15 protein-coding genes are annotated in these 17,127 nt (G+C 43.5%); 7 read left to right on the top strand and 8 right to left on the bottom strand.

The features are described 5' to 3' along the window. Nucleotides 1-186: 186 nt before the first annotated feature. Nucleotides 187-1,746 (top strand): ribosomal protection-like ABC-F family protein, encoded by a 1,560-nt coding sequence (gene abc-f, locus CC90_RS0116115; RefSeq protein ID WP_031391769.1) that lies wholly within the window; start codon nt 187-189, stop codon nt 1,744-1,746. Nucleotides 1,747-1,873: 127 nt separating this feature from the next. Here abc-f and CC90_RS0116120 read toward each other — a convergent pair whose 3' ends face one another. From CC90_RS0116120 to CC90_RS0116130, 3 genes are all read right to left on the bottom strand, one after another. Then, entirely contained in the window at nt 1,874-2,818 is a 945-nt protein-coding gene (locus tag CC90_RS0116120; RefSeq protein WP_031391770.1) for a metallophosphoesterase, read from the bottom strand. Then, nucleotides 2,815-3,603, bottom strand: coding sequence for a DUF4474 domain-containing protein (locus CC90_RS0116125; protein WP_242843353.1), 789 nt, complete (start codon nt 3,601-3,603; stop codon nt 2,815-2,817). The genes CC90_RS0116120 and CC90_RS0116125 overlap by 4 nt, the downstream gene beginning before the upstream one ends. A 158-nt stretch (nt 3,604-3,761) precedes the next feature. Next, nucleotides 3,762-4,697 carry a metallophosphoesterase family protein gene (locus tag CC90_RS0116130; RefSeq protein ID WP_031391772.1) on the bottom strand — a complete coding sequence of 312 codons (936 nt, stop codon included), beginning with the start codon at nt 4,695-4,697 and terminating at the stop codon, nt 3,762-3,764. A 460-nt stretch (nt 4,698-5,157) separates the two neighbouring features. On the opposite strand from CC90_RS0116130, the gene CC90_RS0116135 reads away from it, so the two are divergent. Then, nucleotides 5,158-6,381, top strand: coding sequence for a DUF3810 domain-containing protein (locus CC90_RS0116135; RefSeq protein WP_051869684.1), 1,224 nt, complete (start codon nt 5,158-5,160; stop codon nt 6,379-6,381). On the opposite strand, the gene CC90_RS0116140 is transcribed toward CC90_RS0116135, so the two are convergent. Beyond that, entirely contained in the window at nt 6,370-7,122 is a 753-nt protein-coding gene (locus CC90_RS0116140; RefSeq protein ID WP_031391774.1) for an exodeoxyribonuclease III, read from the bottom strand. The genes CC90_RS0116135 and CC90_RS0116140 overlap by 12 nt on opposite strands. Before the next feature lie 289 nt (nt 7,123-7,411). On the opposite strand from CC90_RS0116140, the gene CC90_RS23290 reads away from it, so the two are divergent. Next, entirely contained in the window at nt 7,412-7,744 is a 333-nt protein-coding gene (locus CC90_RS23290) for a hypothetical protein (protein WP_051869685.1), read from the top strand. A gap of 148 nt (nt 7,745-7,892) precedes the next feature. On the opposite strand, the gene CC90_RS0116150 is transcribed toward CC90_RS23290, so the two are convergent. Together CC90_RS0116150 and CC90_RS0116155 are read right to left on the bottom strand one after the other, a co-directional pair. Then, nucleotides 7,893-8,969, bottom strand: a complete 1,077-nt coding sequence (locus tag CC90_RS0116150) for a hypothetical protein (protein WP_031391776.1) — start codon at nt 8,967-8,969, stop codon at nt 7,893-7,895. A 52-nt stretch (nt 8,970-9,021) separates the two neighbouring features. After that, entirely contained in the window at nt 9,022-10,404 is a 1,383-nt protein-coding gene (locus CC90_RS0116155) for an MBOAT family O-acyltransferase (RefSeq protein ID WP_242843321.1), read from the bottom strand. A 473-nt stretch (nt 10,405-10,877) separates the two neighbouring features. On the opposite strand from CC90_RS0116155, the gene CC90_RS0116160 reads away from it, so the two are divergent. From CC90_RS0116160 to CC90_RS0116175, 4 genes are all read left to right on the top strand, one after another. After that, nucleotides 10,878-11,525 (top strand): DUF4358 domain-containing protein, encoded by a 648-nt coding sequence (locus CC90_RS0116160; protein ID WP_157837557.1) that lies wholly within the window; start codon nt 10,878-10,880, stop codon nt 11,523-11,525. 266 nt (nt 11,526-11,791) lie between these two features. Then, a complete protein-coding gene (locus tag CC90_RS0116165) occupies nt 11,792-12,442 on the top strand; it encodes an HAD family hydrolase (RefSeq protein ID WP_031391779.1) in 651 nt (216 codons plus the stop codon). Nucleotides 12,443-12,457: 15 nt separating this feature from the next. Next, nucleotides 12,458-13,270 (top strand): tyrosine-protein phosphatase, encoded by an 813-nt coding sequence (locus CC90_RS0116170; RefSeq protein ID WP_081906031.1) that lies wholly within the window; start codon nt 12,458-12,460, stop codon nt 13,268-13,270. A 43-nt stretch (nt 13,271-13,313) separates the two neighbouring features. Continuing rightward, nucleotides 13,314-14,420, top strand: coding sequence for a DUF362 domain-containing protein (locus tag CC90_RS0116175; protein ID WP_031391781.1), 1,107 nt, complete (start codon nt 13,314-13,316; stop codon nt 14,418-14,420). 113 nt (nt 14,421-14,533) lie between these two features. Here the strand turns inward: CC90_RS0116175 and CC90_RS0116180 are convergent, their stop codons facing one another. Next, entirely contained in the window at nt 14,534-15,811 is a 1,278-nt protein-coding gene (locus tag CC90_RS0116180) for a methyl-accepting chemotaxis protein (RefSeq protein WP_031391782.1), read from the bottom strand. A gap of 107 nt (nt 15,812-15,918) precedes the next feature. Continuing rightward, nucleotides 15,919-17,127, bottom strand: coding sequence for an EAL and HDOD domain-containing protein (locus CC90_RS0116185; RefSeq protein ID WP_031391783.1), 1,209 nt, complete (start codon nt 17,125-17,127; stop codon nt 15,919-15,921).

Raw genomic sequence — 17,127 nt, forward strand, 5'->3', positions numbered from 1 at the left:
ATCGTAACGGTGTGATTTGTCAGGTGCAGATAATTATTTCTGCACCTTTTTTCTGTGATAGGAAATGACATTCTATTACGGAAAAAGCTCTGCCGGACGGAGTGCGCAGTTGTGCGCGTCAAGCAAAAGTGAAGGCTTCGGCACTTCAAATGCATAGGGCGGAGCCTATAAAACGGAGGTATATAAATGTCACAAATAAGTGTAAACCATTTAACTTTTTATTATGACGGAAGCTATGACAATATATTTGAGGACGTCTCATTCCAGATAGATACGGATTGGAAACTGGGATTTATTGCAAGAAACGGCAGGGGAAAGACTACCTTTTTAAATCTGCTTCAGGGAAAATATGAATATAAGGGGACGATAACGTCCTGCGTGGAATTCGATTATTTTCCTTTTGTAATATCCGACCGTACCAAGGATACGTTGACCATACTGGAGGAAATTTATCCGGATTACGAGTTCTGGAAGGTATGCAGGGAACTGACACTGCTTCAAGTGGATACGGAGGTTTTCTACAGACCCTTTGACACCTTGAGCAACGGAGAGCAGACAAAAGTAATGCTGGCGGTTCTTTTTTCCAAGGAAAACAGTTTTCTTTTGATCGACGAGCCTACCAACCATCTGGATATGCAGACGAGAGAGCTGGTCAGTGACTATCTGAATAAGAAGAAAGGCTATATCATTGTATCTCATGACAGAATGTTTCTGGATGAGTGTATCGACCACGTGCTGACCATCAATAAGACGAATATCGAAGTACAACAGGGCAATTTTTCCAGTTGGTGGGAGAATAAGATGAGACAGGACGAATATGAAAAAGCCGAAAATGAGAGGCTGAGGAAGGATATCCATCGCCTGAAAGAATCAGCCAGGCAGTCTAGGGAATGGGCTGATAATGTGGAATCTACCAAAATAGGAAAAAAATCGGAAAAATATGAAAAGAATATTGACACCAGAGCCTATGTAGGGGAAAAGTCCCGCCGTATGCAGATGCGCCGTAAAAATACAGAAAGGAGGCAGGAGAGGGTGATAGAAGAAAAGTCGTCTTTGCTTAAAAATATCGAGACCGCAGATGACCTTAAACTGTTCCCGCTAAGGCATCACAAGGACGTGTTAGTACGCCTGGAAAGCGTGGGAATTTCTTATCTGTCCAAGAGTGGAGATGGGAACAGCAATGAAAAGCAGATAATTGACGGTTTCAATTTGGCAATCAAAAACGGCGAAAAAATAGTGCTTCAAGGAAGAAACGGCTGCGGGAAGTCCAGTATCATAAAGGCTGTATTAGCTACTGTTTCAGAATCTGTGCGCCAAAGCTATGACATGGAAAGAGAATATACCGGAAAAGTAAGCGGGCGGATCGAACCGGCGGGAGGTCTGATCATTTCTTATGTGCCTCAGGACACTTCTCACCTCTTTGGAAGTATTTCGGATTATGCCGGGAAGTATGATATTGACGAGACTCTTTTTAAGTCGCTGCTCCGGAAATTGGATTTTTCCAGAATCCAGTTCGAGAAGAACATGGAGGAATACAGCGGAGGGCAGAAGAAAAAGGTGCTCATCGCCAGAAGTCTCTGCGAGCAGGCTCACCTTTATATTTGGGATGAGCCCCTTAACTTTATCGACGTATTTTCCAGAATGCAGATTGAGGATCTAATCATGAAATATAGCCTTACCCTTCTTATGGTAGAGCACGATAAGGCCTTCGTCGATAAAATAAAAGCGAAAATAGTACAGCTTTAGATACCACTGATTGACAAGGTCACACGGTCGGATAAGACCTTGTCAATCCATGGTAATCAAACATGATATAGCAGCCGTTTGAAAAATGCATTGCGATTTTCTTGTAGGCTTTGGCAAAGTTATTAGATTAACGATCCAGATAAACCGGGCCGGCCAGGACGTCCCTCGATACATACAGGGTCATGTCGGGCCTGGTGGAGAGAGTCCATTTTACAAGGCGGATGCGCTTATATTCGATTTCCAGGCACGTAATACAGCGGGGGTGTACGCAGCTTCCGCTGTTGTAATAATACTTATCCTCCTCCGTCAAGGAAGGGCGGTGGGTATGGCCGGTAATCAATATATGCTTTTCCTTCGTTGCCCAATGCTGCAGGCGTTGTTCCGCCCTGCGCTTCCTCGTATAGTTCTTGGCAGCGCTGGTAGGGTCCAGAACACCGAACCGCTCCAGAGGCCTCCAGAAATAACGAACAAGAAAACGGGTGAATCTCCAGAGGGTAGAATTGAACAGATCGCTTTGATGACCATGGGTCAGATATACGTCGTGAGGACCGCACATATCCTCTCCGGGAGGACAGAGGTGAGCCTCATTATTCATAGGAGGAGATGGAACATTTTCCAGTATGATGCCGGAGTGAAAGGTCATATTAGGAAAGAGGGGCTGTTTTTCCCAAAAAGATATTTCCTCACAGCTGCAGTGGTAGGTACTGCAGTTTTTTTGCGTGTATCGGTTATTCTTTTTTATCATATCGTGATTTCCGTACAGCATATACAGCCTGCCTTCCTGACGAAAGAGGGAGAGCAGCCAGAACACGTTGCTGTGTGTCTGAATAATCTGTTCCATGCTGCGGTTTTCCCACAGTTCATCCCCGTCGCCCAGCTCGATATAGGTATAACCATACTGATAATAATGCTGAAGCGCCGCAAAATATAAATTTTGATTTTTTAGGAAATTGTCGTAGGAGGTGCCCGTGCCCCGGTGGCAGTCGCTGATCAGAACGTATTTGGAACGGTCCGTCAGAGGGAGTCTCAGCGCTCCCTCGAAGGATTTGTTAAGACGGGAATAATAGCTCATGAACGATGCCTTCTTTGCTGATTCAACTTATTATACTTATTGATATGCAGCATTTTGAAGAATATATGAGGAAGATAATAATATAAATATAAAAGCCGGTCGAGAGACAGGCAAAACGGCCTCGTGATAAAGAGGTATGCGCTGTACCAAAAGTGATTGATAAGCTGGGCGATGGTATCTTTTAAGAGATGCAGCCTGCGGGGGCGTATAGAGGAGCCGGCAAAATAAAAGGTTACGGTATTAAGAGTCACATTGAAGTCTTCTTTCGTGTAACCGGCAGCCTTAAGGCTCTTTACGAAGGCCCAGACCATTTCCTGACCGGGAAAAGCGATACTCGCCTGCATGAACAAATCGGCGGGCTCGGAAAAGCGCCCCATGGAAAAAGCCGACAGCCACCAATGTCTCGAGAGGACATCCGCAATGCGGACTCCTTTTCTAAATAAGCAGAAGGAAAGCTGAGGCATTTCGCTGTCGGATACGCTGTAAAAAGGAGTGCTTTTAATTTCTTTTTGATTCAGTATGCGGTCGGCATAATAAATATCTATTTCCCCGCCGGTATTAATTCCATACTGTCCTCTGCGAAACTCCACCAACCACGTCTTATCCTTGTAATCAAAATAAATGGGGAGGCGGTAGAGAACCAGATAGAACCGGCAGCCGAACCTACTCTTATCTGAACCGATGCGGGAAACAAGAATATCCTGAGACGCCAAATAAGAAAACCCGAAGGGTTCCAGCAGCTCATTTATAATATTACATTTTTCATCGTTATTCAGGGCGCACACTTTTTTCAAAGTTTTTTCCCGGCGCCTGCGGCTGATGAAACAGAAAAAAAGGAGGACTAAGAGAAAGGTTCCAAAAAATACGTACATAACAGAATCCATAATCATCGACTTGTTATATAATATGAAAATATGTCGAAAGGGGTACCTTAAGAAAAGGCTCAACCAGAAATTTGAATGACAGTCGCTTTTCCTTTATATCCGGCATCGCCTATAATCTGAGGTATGCTCTTCTCCCCCTGAATATCGCTTTTTAACGCAAAATGAACGTGACCGGCCAGTACCAGCTCTACCGGGCTGTCCTTCGCCGTAGTAAGGGTGATGAACTCCGTGGATACGTTGTCGGGATAGATACCCCCATGAATTCCTCCCCCCAGTACTACGCCTCCTTTCCAGACAGCAGCAGCTTTTTCCAGAACAGCCTTAGTGTAAAGTGGTACGTGCAGCATGAGAATGACCGGCTTCTTTTTGGAGAGGATTTCCTTGTATTCCTCGAGTGCATTCGGGGTTATCTGATTGCTGCTGTTATCTACGGCTACGATGGTGAAGTCCTCATATTCTTTCGTATGGATAGATGTGTTATTTTGCATATACGAATTAAAAAGTGGAAGATATTCACTTTTTCCCTTCTCGGTCATGTATTCCCAAGGATAGGTCCAGTCGTGATTGCCTATATTATATATATACGGTATTTTTAAATCATCCAAAGAGGTATTCAGGTACTCCAGATTGGAGGCGGAAGGAGAGTCGATAATGTCCCCGCCAAGCAGCAGGCCGTCAAAATCCTGTTCATTCGCGTAGTGAATCCACTGCGGAAATTGTTCGGCGGAGGACGGAACGTCCTCCACAGCGAAAACAGGAAGGCGCTGTTTTTCATAGTCGGATATTTCCGGACTTTCGTTATCGTCCGGAACGATCATATGAGTGTCCGTCAGATATAAAAATTCATAGCTGTCCTCTGCTCCCGGTATGCGGATTTGATAAGTGGTTATATCCTCTTTCTTGATGGAGGCAGAACTTCCGCATGCAGAAAAAGGAAAAGTAAATGTAATGATGAGCAAGATCGCTCGAAATACCCGAAGGTTTGTCCGTCTCATAAAATGCCTTTCTTTAAGCAAGTGTGCATCGATTGTCGCTATCAGCCTTCGCAAAATTGCATAGAAACGCAATTCCGGCTTCGCGATATGGAAGGCTGAATAGTAACCTATGAATCGATAGGCTGAATATTAACTATGATATTAAACCTAATATTATAATATATTAAAGAGTATAGAAAAATATTGAAGATTTACTTAATTTTTTAAAAAATTGTAATATAATTCCCATTTCTTATTTTAATCTTTAAAAAGCAATACCATATCATTTTTCTGCGTTTCCACAATAAAAAAGAGTAGAGGAAAACAATAAAATTGTATAATATTACCAAATAAAAAGGAATAATTGAAAATATTTTATAGATTATTCATAAATTATTTACAAATTATCATTCCTACTTCATATCTATATGGTATCATTCAATTATAAGCAGCAGGGGTGTAGCTTCATAGGAGGTATGGGATGAGACGGAGAGGGTTCTTGGCATTGTTGGGGATTTTCGCGTTGATTGCAGTTGCGAATGCCATTGCATGGGGAAGCGAGGCGTTCTGTAACTTTTATGTGCGAAATATTTTTCCTCTTTGGGTAAATACTTATGGACGGTTTACAGGGATGTTCCCTTTTTCCGTCGGAGAAATAATGATAGCAGTAGGTCTGGTAATAACAGTGATGGCTGTTGTACTGGGATTTGTTGCGGTCATTTTTTTATTGGCATTTAAACGCTCCTTGATTTATTCCAGGGTCATGGGGTTTTGTAGAACATATTTTATCGCTTATGCGTGGATATTCGCAGGATTTTGCACAGTGATGACCTTGAACTGCTTTATTCCTTATCACAGCTCTGCTTTGACGCAGAGGTACGGGATGCTTGACAGAATGTCGGCACAAGATCCGCTTCTTCCGGATTTACTACGGAGGGAATATACGCTTGAGGAGTTGGAAAATCTTAGAGATTACGTGGTCATAAGAACGAATGAGCTGGCGAAACAGGTAAACCGGGACGAAGAGGGGAATATTATTTATCCCGATAATATGGAGGAAATCGCCATAGAGTCCATGAGAAACCTAAGCGAATATTGTGAGCAGCTAGGTGGCTATTATCCAATAGCGAAGCAATTTCATTTCTCAGGATTTTTCAGCCAGCAGAAGATGAAGGGATACTTTTTTCCGTTTTCTATGGAAGCCAATTATAACAGCCTGATGCTGGAAATCAACCGTCCTGCGACCATTTGTCACGAATACGCTCATTTGAAGGGATTTATGTTCGAAGACGAGGCGAATCTCATCGGATTTCTGGCTTGTGCCAATTCCTCGGATGTGACGTTCCAGTACAGCGGTTATCTGAGTATATTGAATTATATAAACAACGAATATTATGAGGCGATAGGCAGAAATAGCGAAATATATGCTTCCCATGTACAAATATCCGATCAGGTAAAGAAAGAGAATGTATTCTTAAAAGAGGCCGCTTGGAAAAGGGTAGAAGCAAGGGCACTTCTGGATACAGAGGTGGTAGATAAAGTCTCCGACAAATTATCGGAGACTTCCATGGTCCTTAACGGTGTGGGAGACGGAATCTTAAGCTACACAAGAGTAGTAGGTCTGCTGCTCCACTATTACGATGGATCGATGGAGGTGCAGCAGACGTTAGCCGACCCGGGATATTTGGTACAATCAGATGAGTAAGCCCACAGGGCAATGATCGGAGCCGAGCACATCGTTATAAATGACGGCATCCTGCAAACGGTCCTTCAGGCTGTCCGACACGAGAAAGTAGTCGATACGCCAACCGGCGTTTTTAGCCCTGGCACTGAAGCGGTAGGACCACCATGAATAGATGCCTTCCTTATCAGGATAGAAGTAGCGGAAGGTGTCAATAAAACCGGATTCGGTTAGAACAGTGAATTTTTCTCTCTCTTCATCTGTAAAGCCCGCGTTTTTGCGGTTGGTTTTCGGGTTCTTTAGGTCAATTTCCTTATGAGCCACGTTTAAATCACCGCAGAAAATGACGGGCTTCTCCTTTTCCAGCGCCTTTAGATAGGAAAGAAAGTTGTCCTCCCATTTCATACGATAGGAAAGCCTTGCCAGCTCGTCCTGAGAATTAGGGGTATATACGGTTATCACATAGAATTCAGGAAATTCCAACGTGATGACGCGGCCTTCATGATCGTGTTCTTCTATTCCTATTCCGTAGGAGACGGAAAGAGGTTCTTCTTTGGTGAAGATAGCAGTGCCGGAATAGCCTTTTTTCTCGGCGTAGTTCCAATATTGGAAGTAGCCGGGGAGGTCCAGGTCAATTTGACCGGCTTGGAGCTTAGTTTCCTGCAAGCAGATAATATCGGGGGCCTCCAAGCTCAGGAAGTCCAGAAATCCTTTGCCGACGCAGGCGCGGAGACCGTTTACGTTCCAAGAAATTAATTTCATAATATTTGATTCCTTTCATAAATGGGAAGTCGTTAGCTTCGCGGGTGGTTAAGAGTTATGAGTATAGTTTAATGAAAAAAAGTGAATTTGTAAAATAAATTCGTGAAGCCGCTGTTTAACTGGAGTTGAAGGGAGACGGAGAGGGGAAATTCAGGGAGATTAATAAAAAATCAAGAAATCGTTCACACTTTGGACACATTTATGACATATTATGTTAAAAGTTGATACAGGAACCACATACATAGGTTTGCATCAACAAAAAACATTTCATATATCTAGGAGGAGAAAAATTATGAAAAAGAAAGTAGTTTTATTATTAACAGCAGTAGCAACATGCGCAACATTGATGATGGCTTGTGGAAACACAGACGTAGCAACGGAAGAAACAGCAGTAGAAACTGAAGCGACTACTGAAGAAGTAGCTCCCGAAGCAGAAGTAACGGAAGAAGTAGCTGAAGATGCAGAAGCAACAACTGAAGAAGTAGTTGAAGATGCAGAAGTAGCTGAAGATGCAGAAGTAGTTGAAGATGCAGACGCAGAAGCAACAGATGCAGCAGCAACAGATGATGCAGCAGCTACAGATGAAGCAGCAACCACTGATGCAGCAGCAACAGACGCTAACTAATTATAAACTGGGCGATTGTACAGTAAATAATTAAGCCAAAGGCTGTTTACTATCCTGAATGGACGGTAAGCAGCCTTTTTATTATTAGAAAAAAGAAATTCGCGAAGAGTGTTGTCTTTCGGGCAAACGATATGCAGCAACGCGCGGGTCAGCTTTGTGTATAGTCAACCTTTATGGAGTCCTCATAGGGGAGGATCAATTCGTTTACAATCTTATATGCGAAGTCGCGCATGTCGGAGAAGGTCTGCTCATAGTTTTCCGGAGTGAGCCGGCTGTTTCCTGCGATAATCTGGTCGGTCATGTACTGGTTTATTTCAGGAGAAAAATGGAGGGTATCCATATAGTTATTGAGATTGGTTATAATCTCGGTCTCATCCTGAAAATAAAACATCTGCACGTTGTCATAGGTGAGCAGGCGGCCGACGGTCTGTTCCATGTTGTAAAGGTAAGCTTCCAAATCGCCTGTACGATAAATGTTATCCCACCAAAGCATGGAATAGGCAGGAAAGAAAATCTTGAACTGTGTTTCAGGATGGGCGATAATCTGCTCCTCCACCAGCCCGATGTTTGCGTTTAGTACATCCTGATAGTAATCCTTTTCCTTCATGGGAGAAATCCGGGGTGTTCGAATGTAGACATTTAATGCCATGTCCTGATTGAATTGCTTCCATTGCGCCCAGTTATAGGAGTCGTTTTCACTGTAATCTCCGATAAGAGAATTGGCGATCAGGTAAGGAGTTTTTTCCATCAGAACGCCTTTGTTGTATATATATTGTATGTCGTCGAAGTAATTCTTGTTGTATAAATACATGGGACAGCCGGTCAGTTCATAGGTAGGTACCGGGTCTGCGGCAAGCGAAGAGGTGTCCATGCTGTAGAAAACATATTTCAAGTCATGGCTTTCGTATGCGGCATCCAGAAGATAGCATAAGTCCGCAGTAGCGCCGTAGGAACGAACCGCCTTGATAGCGGTACAGCCAAAGCCCTGGTCAAACCAGCCGTTGTTATAGTTTTCCGCTACAGAGGAGCCCAGGATCAGGCTATCGTAATCAAAGGTTCGCAGGGTGCCGATGCACTGATATTCCTTATCGGTCAGCACTGCCTTTAACCCGAACCATGGCTTGTGATAATGGAAAAAGGGGTCCAGTATGATGACAAATCCGGCGATAACAGCCATGATTACCAATATTCTTTTAAAAAAGGATATAATAAATTTTCTTTCCAATTGCGTAATACCTTTCTGCCTTTTTGTTGCGGTATAACGGGTGAAGCTGCCGCTAGAAATTGAAATAGATAAATGTGCTGACTTGTGAAAATGAAATCAGCGACCATAGGAATACGATAGTAATGTACCAGCAGAACTTGGAATCGTAATTTGTCCCCTCCACTATCTGAAGAGAATTTTTTCTCGTCAGAACAAAAGCGCTGACAGCCAGTGCGATGAAGAAGAATACGATATAAGCTGTGCTGAGCATATTCGGAGCCAGAAGATTAATGGCCTGTTTGATAATATAGAATTCAGGGATATCCATATTAGCGGCCAGCTTGTATAGATAGCCGGTATTCTTAAAGGCGAATATGTTCTTGAACATTTGGAACGCATAGGCCATACTTTCGCTCCGAAAGAAAATCAAGGACAGATTGAAGAAGGAAAAGGTGAAAAACCATCCCAGCCATCTGGGAATATGAATTTTGGAAGGAACCTTTTCTTTATTGCCCTTTATCCCTATTATCCCTAAATTATCCCACACGACTAAGAGACCCTGCATAGTTCCCCATGCGACGTAGGTCCAGTTAGCACCGTGCCACAGCCCGCTTAAGCAGAAGATGATCATGGTGTTGAGAATCGTTCGGGTCCTTCCCTTTTTGCTTCCTCCCAGAGGAATATATACGTAGTTCACGAAGAAGCGGGACAAGGTCATATGCCAGCGCTGCCATAATTCCTTAACGGAACAGGCTTTATAAGGCGAGTTAAAGTTAATGGGAAGGGAAATGTTGAACATATAGCCGAGTCCGATTGCCATATCGCTGTATCCGCTGAAATCGAAATAAATCTGGAAAGTGTATGCGAGAATGACTAACAATGTGGATGGCGTGTCAAGAAAATAGGTCTGCTTGAAACCGAAATTGGTAGCTAATGCCAGCATATCGGCTAAAAGAACCTTTTTTGCAAGGCCCAGCACGAACAAAGAGATACCTTTTGCAAAGTTACCGGAGTCGAAGCGCCTTTTGCCTAAGTCCTCGAATTGAGGCATCATTTCTTTGTAAAAAACGATGGGACCGGCGATCAGCTGGGGGAAAAAGGTTACAAAGGCAGCGTAATTGATAAGGGAGGGGTGGCCTAGCTTACTCTCATAGCGGTCTACGGTGAAGGAAATCTGCTGGAAAGTAAAAAAACTGATACCCAGGGGCAGGAGTATGTGCCTCAGCGCATAGTCGTTATGGAAAATGTAGTTGATATTATCGATGAAGAAATCATAGTATTTAAAATAGAATAAAAGGCCGAGATTGATGCCTATGCCTGTTAAAAGACCAATCCGGCTCGTAAGCCTGGTCCTTGAAAATGTCATGAGATAGCTTAGTGTGTAGTTGGCGAGGATGCTTATTGCGATGATAAGGAGATAGTAGGTGTTGAAGTAACCGTAAAACCATAGAGACATTCCAATGAGGAATACCTTCGCCAGCTCATATTTCTTTAGCTTGTTCAGTCCGTACCAGCCTAGAAGGACTAGGGGGAGGAATAGGAAAATGAATATATAGGAATTAAAAAGCATTGTGGGTGTAGGTACCTTTCTGGGGAGTATTGGCAGGCCACGGGCAGAGACGAAAAAACTGCGTTTTTTCGTTCGCTTCGCTCGTTAAATAGAAAAATAAGCAAATACTCGTGCGAGCACGGGTATTTGTTTATTTTTCTGTTTGACTCTGCCCTATCCGCACATTATAACATAATTCTTTCCATAAAAAAAATAAATATTTTCTCACTTTACATCGATTAAAATAATTTCTTCAAATAAAAATCCAAATGAAATTTTTTGCCAAAAAGGGATAAATTCAGTTTACAGGGAAATAATGATAACTGTGTAATCAGTGGAATTATTGTAAATTATTTCAATAGATTAAGATGGAGGAGATTATGAAAATGCGTTCGTTAGTTACAACTTTGGCAATGGTATTGACAATATGGCTGCTGGCGGCGCCTATTATGAGTGGATGCGGTGATGGGCTGGTGTCGGATTCTAATACGAATAGTGTGGAAAATGTTAAGAGGGATGACACGGCTGATATGGATGTCGTGGAGGCAGCGGAAGATCCCGGGGATAATAAGGCTTTTGCGTCTATGAGTGAGATAAGGGATGCGATAGTGAGTATTCTTGGGGATAATTACTGGCCGGATAAGAAGCTTACAAAGGAAGAGCTGGAAACGGAGACGGGTATTTCGGCGGATATGTATGAGGATTATTTGGCAGAGAAGCAAAGTGTCGAGACGGATATTGATATGATAATTATCATTAAGGCGAAAGAGAAGTATGTTGGAGAAGTGGAAACTATACTAAATGAGTATAGAGAGAGCTTAATGACAAAATATAGGGATCGTCCACAGGAGCTTGGGAAGGTAGAAGCCTCCAGAATAGAGACAGTGGACAGCTATGTCAGCTTCGTACAGCTTGGCGCGGATACTGAGGCGGCCGCACAAATAGGTGATGAGGAAGTGATTTCCGTTTGCCAGCAGGATAATGAGAGCGTGGTGGATATTATAGAAAAAACGCTGTTCGATGAGTGATATTTGTCTTCCTTGATGAGTGATGTTTGTCCTCTGCTATTGATAGCTTCTGGTTTATAGGGTATAATGAATATATTAAAATAATTGCGAAACTTAAACGTTTCGCAAATTTTCATGCGCTTATTTTGTTATGAGTGGTAATCACAAAATATCAGAGGATGAAGGCATAGTATCATGCAGAATACGTAATTTCTATGCATGATTTGCTGCAGTTTATGCGAAAGCAGAGCTGCAACATAAATGGAGTGAAAGGCAGGGTTGTTAGTATGACCAATACTATTATATTCGATATGGACGGCATACTGTTTGATACAGAGAGAATTAGCTGTGAATGTTGGGATGAAGTGGGACAGGAAATGGGGCTTGGTGATTTAAGCAAGGGAGTAAAGGGCTGTGTCGGCTTAAATAAAAATGACGCCGAGATTCTTATGAAGAGCTTTTACGGAGAAGAATTTCCTTTTGAAGAATTCCGCGGTACGGTACATGCTCTCATGAAGCGAAGGATCCTGGAGGAAGGGCTTCCCTTGAAGGAGGGCGTCCTGGAGATACTGGATTATCTGACGCAGGAGAACTATATCATAGGACTGGCTTCTTCAACGAGTTTAAAGAGCGTTCTGGCACATTTGGACGAAGCGGGCATCACTCATTATTTCCGCAAGATCATTGCGGGGGATATGGTGGAGCATAGCAAGCCCATGCCGGATATTTATTTGAAGGCATGCGAAGAATTGGGAGTGACTCCGATGAATGCCATTGCCATCGAAGATTCACCCAACGGAATCCGTTCGGCGTACCGTGCAGGAATGAAGCCGATTATGGTGCCGGATCTGATCGAACCGACGCCCGAGATTGAATCCATGCTTTATGGGAAGTTCTATTCCCTTTTAGATGTAATCGATTACTTAAAAGATTGTTAGAAAACGGCAGGAGCTATGATGCAGGAAGTGAAACGCATCCCTTTAAAGGGAGTACATAATACCAGAGATTTAGGCGGATACACGGCAGCGGATGGCAGCAGGATTAAGCATTGCTGTCTGATTCGAAGCGGGGAGCTATTCGACCTTACGAAGGAAGATAAGGAAGTGCTGACAAGGGACTACGGACTTGCTACGGTGGTAGACTTCCGTACAGAGGCGGAGAGATATGAGAGGCCCGATCCTAAGCTTGACGGGGTGAATTATATCGTCAATCCTATTTTGCATGAGAAGGTTCTGGGCATTACCCGTGAAAAGAAGACGGACGAGGACGCGGTGGGCAGGGTGCTTAAGCAGCTTGGCGGCAATGAAGCTGCCGGAGCGGAATACATGAAGAACATATACAGCAGTTTACTTACCGATTCTTATTGCAAGAAGCAGTACGCTTCCTTTTTCGACATATTGTTAAATCAGGAGAAAGGAGCGGTACTCTGGCACTGTACGGCAGGCAAGGACCGAGCCGGTACAGGAGCAGTACTTCTTTTGAGTGCCCTTGGAATCCCAAGGGAGCAGATTGTGGCAGATTATATGAAGGTCAACGAGTTTGCAGCGGAAGGCATTGATAAGATGATGAATAAGGTCTTTCAAAGAACCGGGGATAAACGGTTGGCAGAGCATATCCACACCCTGTTTACCGTTCAGGAGGGCTATATCAATACGTTGTTCAAAATAATGGAAGAAGGTTATGGCAGTGTTTGGCGCTATTTGCAGGAAGAAATGGGGCTTAACGGGGACGGGCTCATAACCCTTAAGGATAAATATCTGCAATAAAATAATAAAAATATATGCCCGATAGGACAGGATGGAGGAAAGTATGTCAAAATCAAAAGTGTATTACACGAGTATGAAGACGTCGTTCAACGAAAACCTTCCGCAGAAGCTTGAACGGTTGATAAAGACGGCAGGAATTGGAGAGATCGATTTCGACAGAAAATATGCGGCGATTAAGATTCATTTCGGAGAGCCGGGGAATCTGGCTTTTCTCAGGCCGAATTATGCGGCCGTCGTAGTAAAGGTCATCAAGGAATTGGGCGGAAAGCCGTTCCTTACCGATTGTAATACGCTGTACGTAGGCGGGCGTAAAAATGCGCTGGACCATATGGACGCAGCATATCAGAATGGTTTTTCACCGTTTTCTACGGGCTGTCATGTGATTATTGCCGACGGGCTGAAAGGAACGGATGAAGAGCTTGTACCTGTGGAGGACGGTGAATATGTGAAGGAAGCGAAAATCGGCAGGGCGATTATGGATGCCGACGTATTTATTTCCTTAAACCATTTCAAGGGACATGAAGCCACGGGATTTGGCGGTGCTCTGAAGAATATAGGTATGGGCTGTGGTTCACGGGCCGGTAAAATGGAGATGCACAGCGCGGGCAAACCCTCTGTGAATCAAGAGGTCTGTATAGGCTGCGGGCGTTGTATTAAGATATGTGCTCACGATGCACCGTCAATTACCAATAGAAAAGCGAGCATCGATCAGGACAAATGTGTAGGCTGCGGACGCTGCATCGGAATTTGTCCCACGGATGCCATCGAGGCGGCAGGAGACGAATCCAACGATATTCTTAATAGAAAGATTGCGGAATACAGCAAGGCGGTAATTTCGGGAAAGCCTCATTTTCATATCAGCCTTGTTATCGATATTTCTCCTAACTGCGACTGCCACGCGGAAAACGATATTCCTATCGTGCCCGATGTAGGAATGTTCGCATCCTTCGATCCGGTAGCTTTGGATCTTGCCTGCGCGGAGGCCGTAAATAAGCAGCCGGTCATCGCGGGAAGCCAGTTGGATCATATGCCTCACGTGCATCACGACCATTTTATAGACTCCGCTCCGGCTACCAATTGGAAATCCTCGATAGAGCATGCGGTAAAAATAGGAATCGGCAGTTCGGATTATGAATTGATAGAGATATAAGTGAAAAAGAAGTAACGAAATAAAGAAAAGAATAAAATGCGTAAAAAATGCGCCTTGATTGGGTTAAAACCTGTTTCAAGGCGCATTTTTAAATATTATTTGAAGGCTGAGGCTTAGTTCCCGGTAAATACAAACTTAGAAATAGACTCCTTCATGTGTGAGGAACTTTCATTCAATAAATCCGTCTCCTTCACAAGCAGAGAGGATTCATCATTCAGCGCCTGAACTTCTTCAAAAATCTGATTTACCTTTTGTGAGCTGTTGTCGGCGGCCCGAGCGATGTGCTCTATTCTGTCGAAGACGGTTTGCAAAGAAGCGAACAGTTCTTGAGAAGTACCGCTGAAATCAGTAATGATATCGTTAATATAGTGGGAATCGTTGCTGTATTCGTCCACGATATTCAGAAAGCTGTGATAATCCCGGTTCACATTATTGGAGATGAATTCCAAAAGGCTGCGGGAATCAGTGACTAATTCTTTTACCGCGAAAACTACCTCGTCGATTACTGTTCTTATTTTTTCCGTATTTTCTTTGGAGCTTTCGGATAATGCCCGTATTTCCTTAGCGATTACCTCGAAGCCCCTCCCGTTGCTTCCTGAACGGTTGGATTCGATAGAGGCGTTGAGCGCGAGCAGGTTCGTCTGGGAAGAAATCCTAATGATAGCTTCCAGCAATATATTGATTTCATCCACAATCAGGGCATTTTTAATGGTAACCTCTAACTTCCGGCTGGTTTCGGATAGAAGTGCTTCAGCTGTCCGGATGGATTCGGATATATCACTTTTGGCCTCCGTCGCCTTTTTCAATACGGCTTCCGAGACGCCGGTACCCTCCATTGCGCTGTCCGCTATGGACTTAACCGCAGATTCAATTTCCGTCGATATGGAATGAAGGTCACCGGAGATACCGGAGACCTTTTGCATGTCTTCGGAAACCTCTGCCGCAAATCCGTTGATATCCTCAATGCGGTGATGAAGTCCGGATAAGCCGTTGGAATTTTCCTGTACGATGCCGTCTATGACCATGGATTTGTTTGCTACAGTGCCTATAAGCTGTTCCAGAGAGGCTTTCATTCCGTTCAGGCTTTGCAGCAGATTACCGATGGCATCGTGGCTGTTTATATTACATTCATAGGTAAAATTGCCCTGGCTGATAGATTGAAAGCATTGGTTCAATTTTCCGATGGTTTTCAAGATAGTAGCTTTTCCAATACCGAAGGATATACCACCTACCATAATACCGGCAAATACGCAGCCCACGGTAAAGTATAATTCACTTGCAGACGACTTCGCTGTCATAAAAAGTCCTGCGAATATGGGAAAAATAATGCCCATGATTATTCCCGAGATAATACATAAACAAAAATAGGTTCTAATGACGCTTTTTTTCATATGGCCTCCTGTGCTTTATAACTGTAGCAACAACAGTTATCATTACTGATTTTAACTTATAAAATAATGCGGCATGAAAATGCCACAGTAACTGTTTAATGATAGAATTACTGGAAAAAGGTGAGTATTTTTGAAGACCATTGAATAGATTCCAAATACCCTTTATATAATATTTCAGTATCTATCTCGATAATCTGGGCATATTTCTGCACCGCTGTCCAGTCACCTTGTTCGTAGGAAAGCATAAGTCTGCAAAAGGGTTTTAATTTTCCCTTTCCGTGGACGAGAGCATTAAATATATCATTAGAAATCAACATTCCTTTCAAAGCCTCTTCCATCGGTTGATCTAAGAGAACATCCAGTGTACTGAACAGACACATCATGGAGACTTCTTCCTTGCGTTCTTTATATATGCTGTTTTCTGCCACATATTCGCTGAACCGGGAACGAACTAAAGACAGCCGCATAATTTCTAACGGCTTATTCTGGGAAATATCCTGAAGCATCAGGATGTTGATCCACCGCTCTAAATCGATAAGGCCCATACGGACTAAGGCGTATTTAATGGAATTAAAGGCCGATTCTCCTTTTTTATGGCTGATTACCCGCATCATCCGGTATGCGAGGTTGACGTCCGATTCGATGATTTCGGTAATAGTGTCATAGGAGGGTTCCTCTTTTTTCAGCTCGTTTAGAATCATGGAATACTGCACCTTTGAGGATCTTTTCGGACTGGAACTGCCTACTATTTTAGGCTTGCAGAAAAAGTATCCTTGGAATAGGTGGAAGCCCATGCTAATCGCCTTTTGGAATTCCTCCTCCGTCTCAATTTTTTCCGCCAGAAGAAGCTTTTTCTGGGAAAGTGCTTGTTTTACATCGGAGGTAATAGTATCTAAGGGTGTAACCATAATGTCGTATTTAATAATATCGGCCAGAGGCACGATGGGATAAGAGACGTAGCTCTCTTCAAAGTCGTCCAGTGCGATCTGATAGCCCTCGCGCTTCAAGTACTTAATTCTATCAATCAAGGCAGCATCCACCTCTACGGTCTCAAGTACCTCGATAATGAGGGTATCCGGTTCGATCAGCTCAATGTTATTGGACATGATAAAATCGTAGTCGAAGTTGACGAAAGCTTTCGCCTTTCCGACTATCTGATCGATGCCTTGCTCAAACAAGCCTCCGATGACTGTCGCCGTAGCGGAGACAGAGGAAGCGTTCCCAAAGCTCACCGCACTGGAATCAGAGCGGAACAGGAGCTCGTACCCATAAATCTTCATCGCCTTATTAAATATAGGCTGTCGGGCAATAAACAT

The sequence above is a fragment of the Kineothrix alysoides genome (assembly GCF_000732725.1).
In the GTDB taxonomy this organism is placed as follows: Bacteria; Bacillota; Clostridia; order Lachnospirales; family Lachnospiraceae; genus Kineothrix; species Kineothrix alysoides.

Excerpts from the sequence above, each read along its gene's own strand:
- CC90_RS0116160 (WP_157837557.1), top strand. The coding sequence starts at position 10,878 with ATGAAAATGCGTTCGTTAGTTACAACTTTGGCAATGGTATTGACAATA.
- CC90_RS0116120 (WP_031391770.1), bottom strand. The coding sequence starts at position 2,818 with ATGAGCTATTATTCCCGTCTTAACAAATCCTTCGAGGGAGCGCTGAGA.
- CC90_RS0116175 (WP_031391781.1), top strand. The coding sequence starts at position 13,314 with ATGTCAAAATCAAAAGTGTATTACACGAGTATGAAGACGTCGTTCAAC.
- abc-f (WP_031391769.1), top strand. The coding sequence starts at position 187 with ATGTCACAAATAAGTGTAAACCATTTAACTTTTTATTATGACGGAAGC.
- CC90_RS0116165 (WP_031391779.1), top strand. The coding sequence starts at position 11,792 with ATGACCAATACTATTATATTCGATATGGACGGCATACTGTTTGATACA.
- CC90_RS0116180 (WP_031391782.1), bottom strand. The coding sequence starts at position 15,811 with ATGAAAAAAAGCGTCATTAGAACCTATTTTTGTTTATGTATTATCTCG.
- CC90_RS0116185 (WP_031391783.1), bottom strand. The coding sequence starts at position 17,127 with ATGTTTATTGCCCGACAGCCTATATTTAATAAGGCGATGAAGATTTAT.
- CC90_RS0116170 (WP_081906031.1), top strand. The coding sequence starts at position 12,458 with ATGATGCAGGAAGTGAAACGCATCCCTTTAAAGGGAGTACATAATACC.
- CC90_RS0116135 (WP_051869684.1), top strand. The coding sequence starts at position 5,158 with ATGAGACGGAGAGGGTTCTTGGCATTGTTGGGGATTTTCGCGTTGATT.
- CC90_RS0116155 (WP_242843321.1), bottom strand. The coding sequence starts at position 10,404 with ATGTCTCTATGGTTTTACGGTTACTTCAACACCTACTATCTCCTTATC.
- CC90_RS23290 (WP_051869685.1), top strand. The coding sequence starts at position 7,412 with ATGAAAAAGAAAGTAGTTTTATTATTAACAGCAGTAGCAACATGCGCA.
- CC90_RS0116130 (WP_031391772.1), bottom strand. The coding sequence starts at position 4,697 with ATGAGACGGACAAACCTTCGGGTATTTCGAGCGATCTTGCTCATCATT.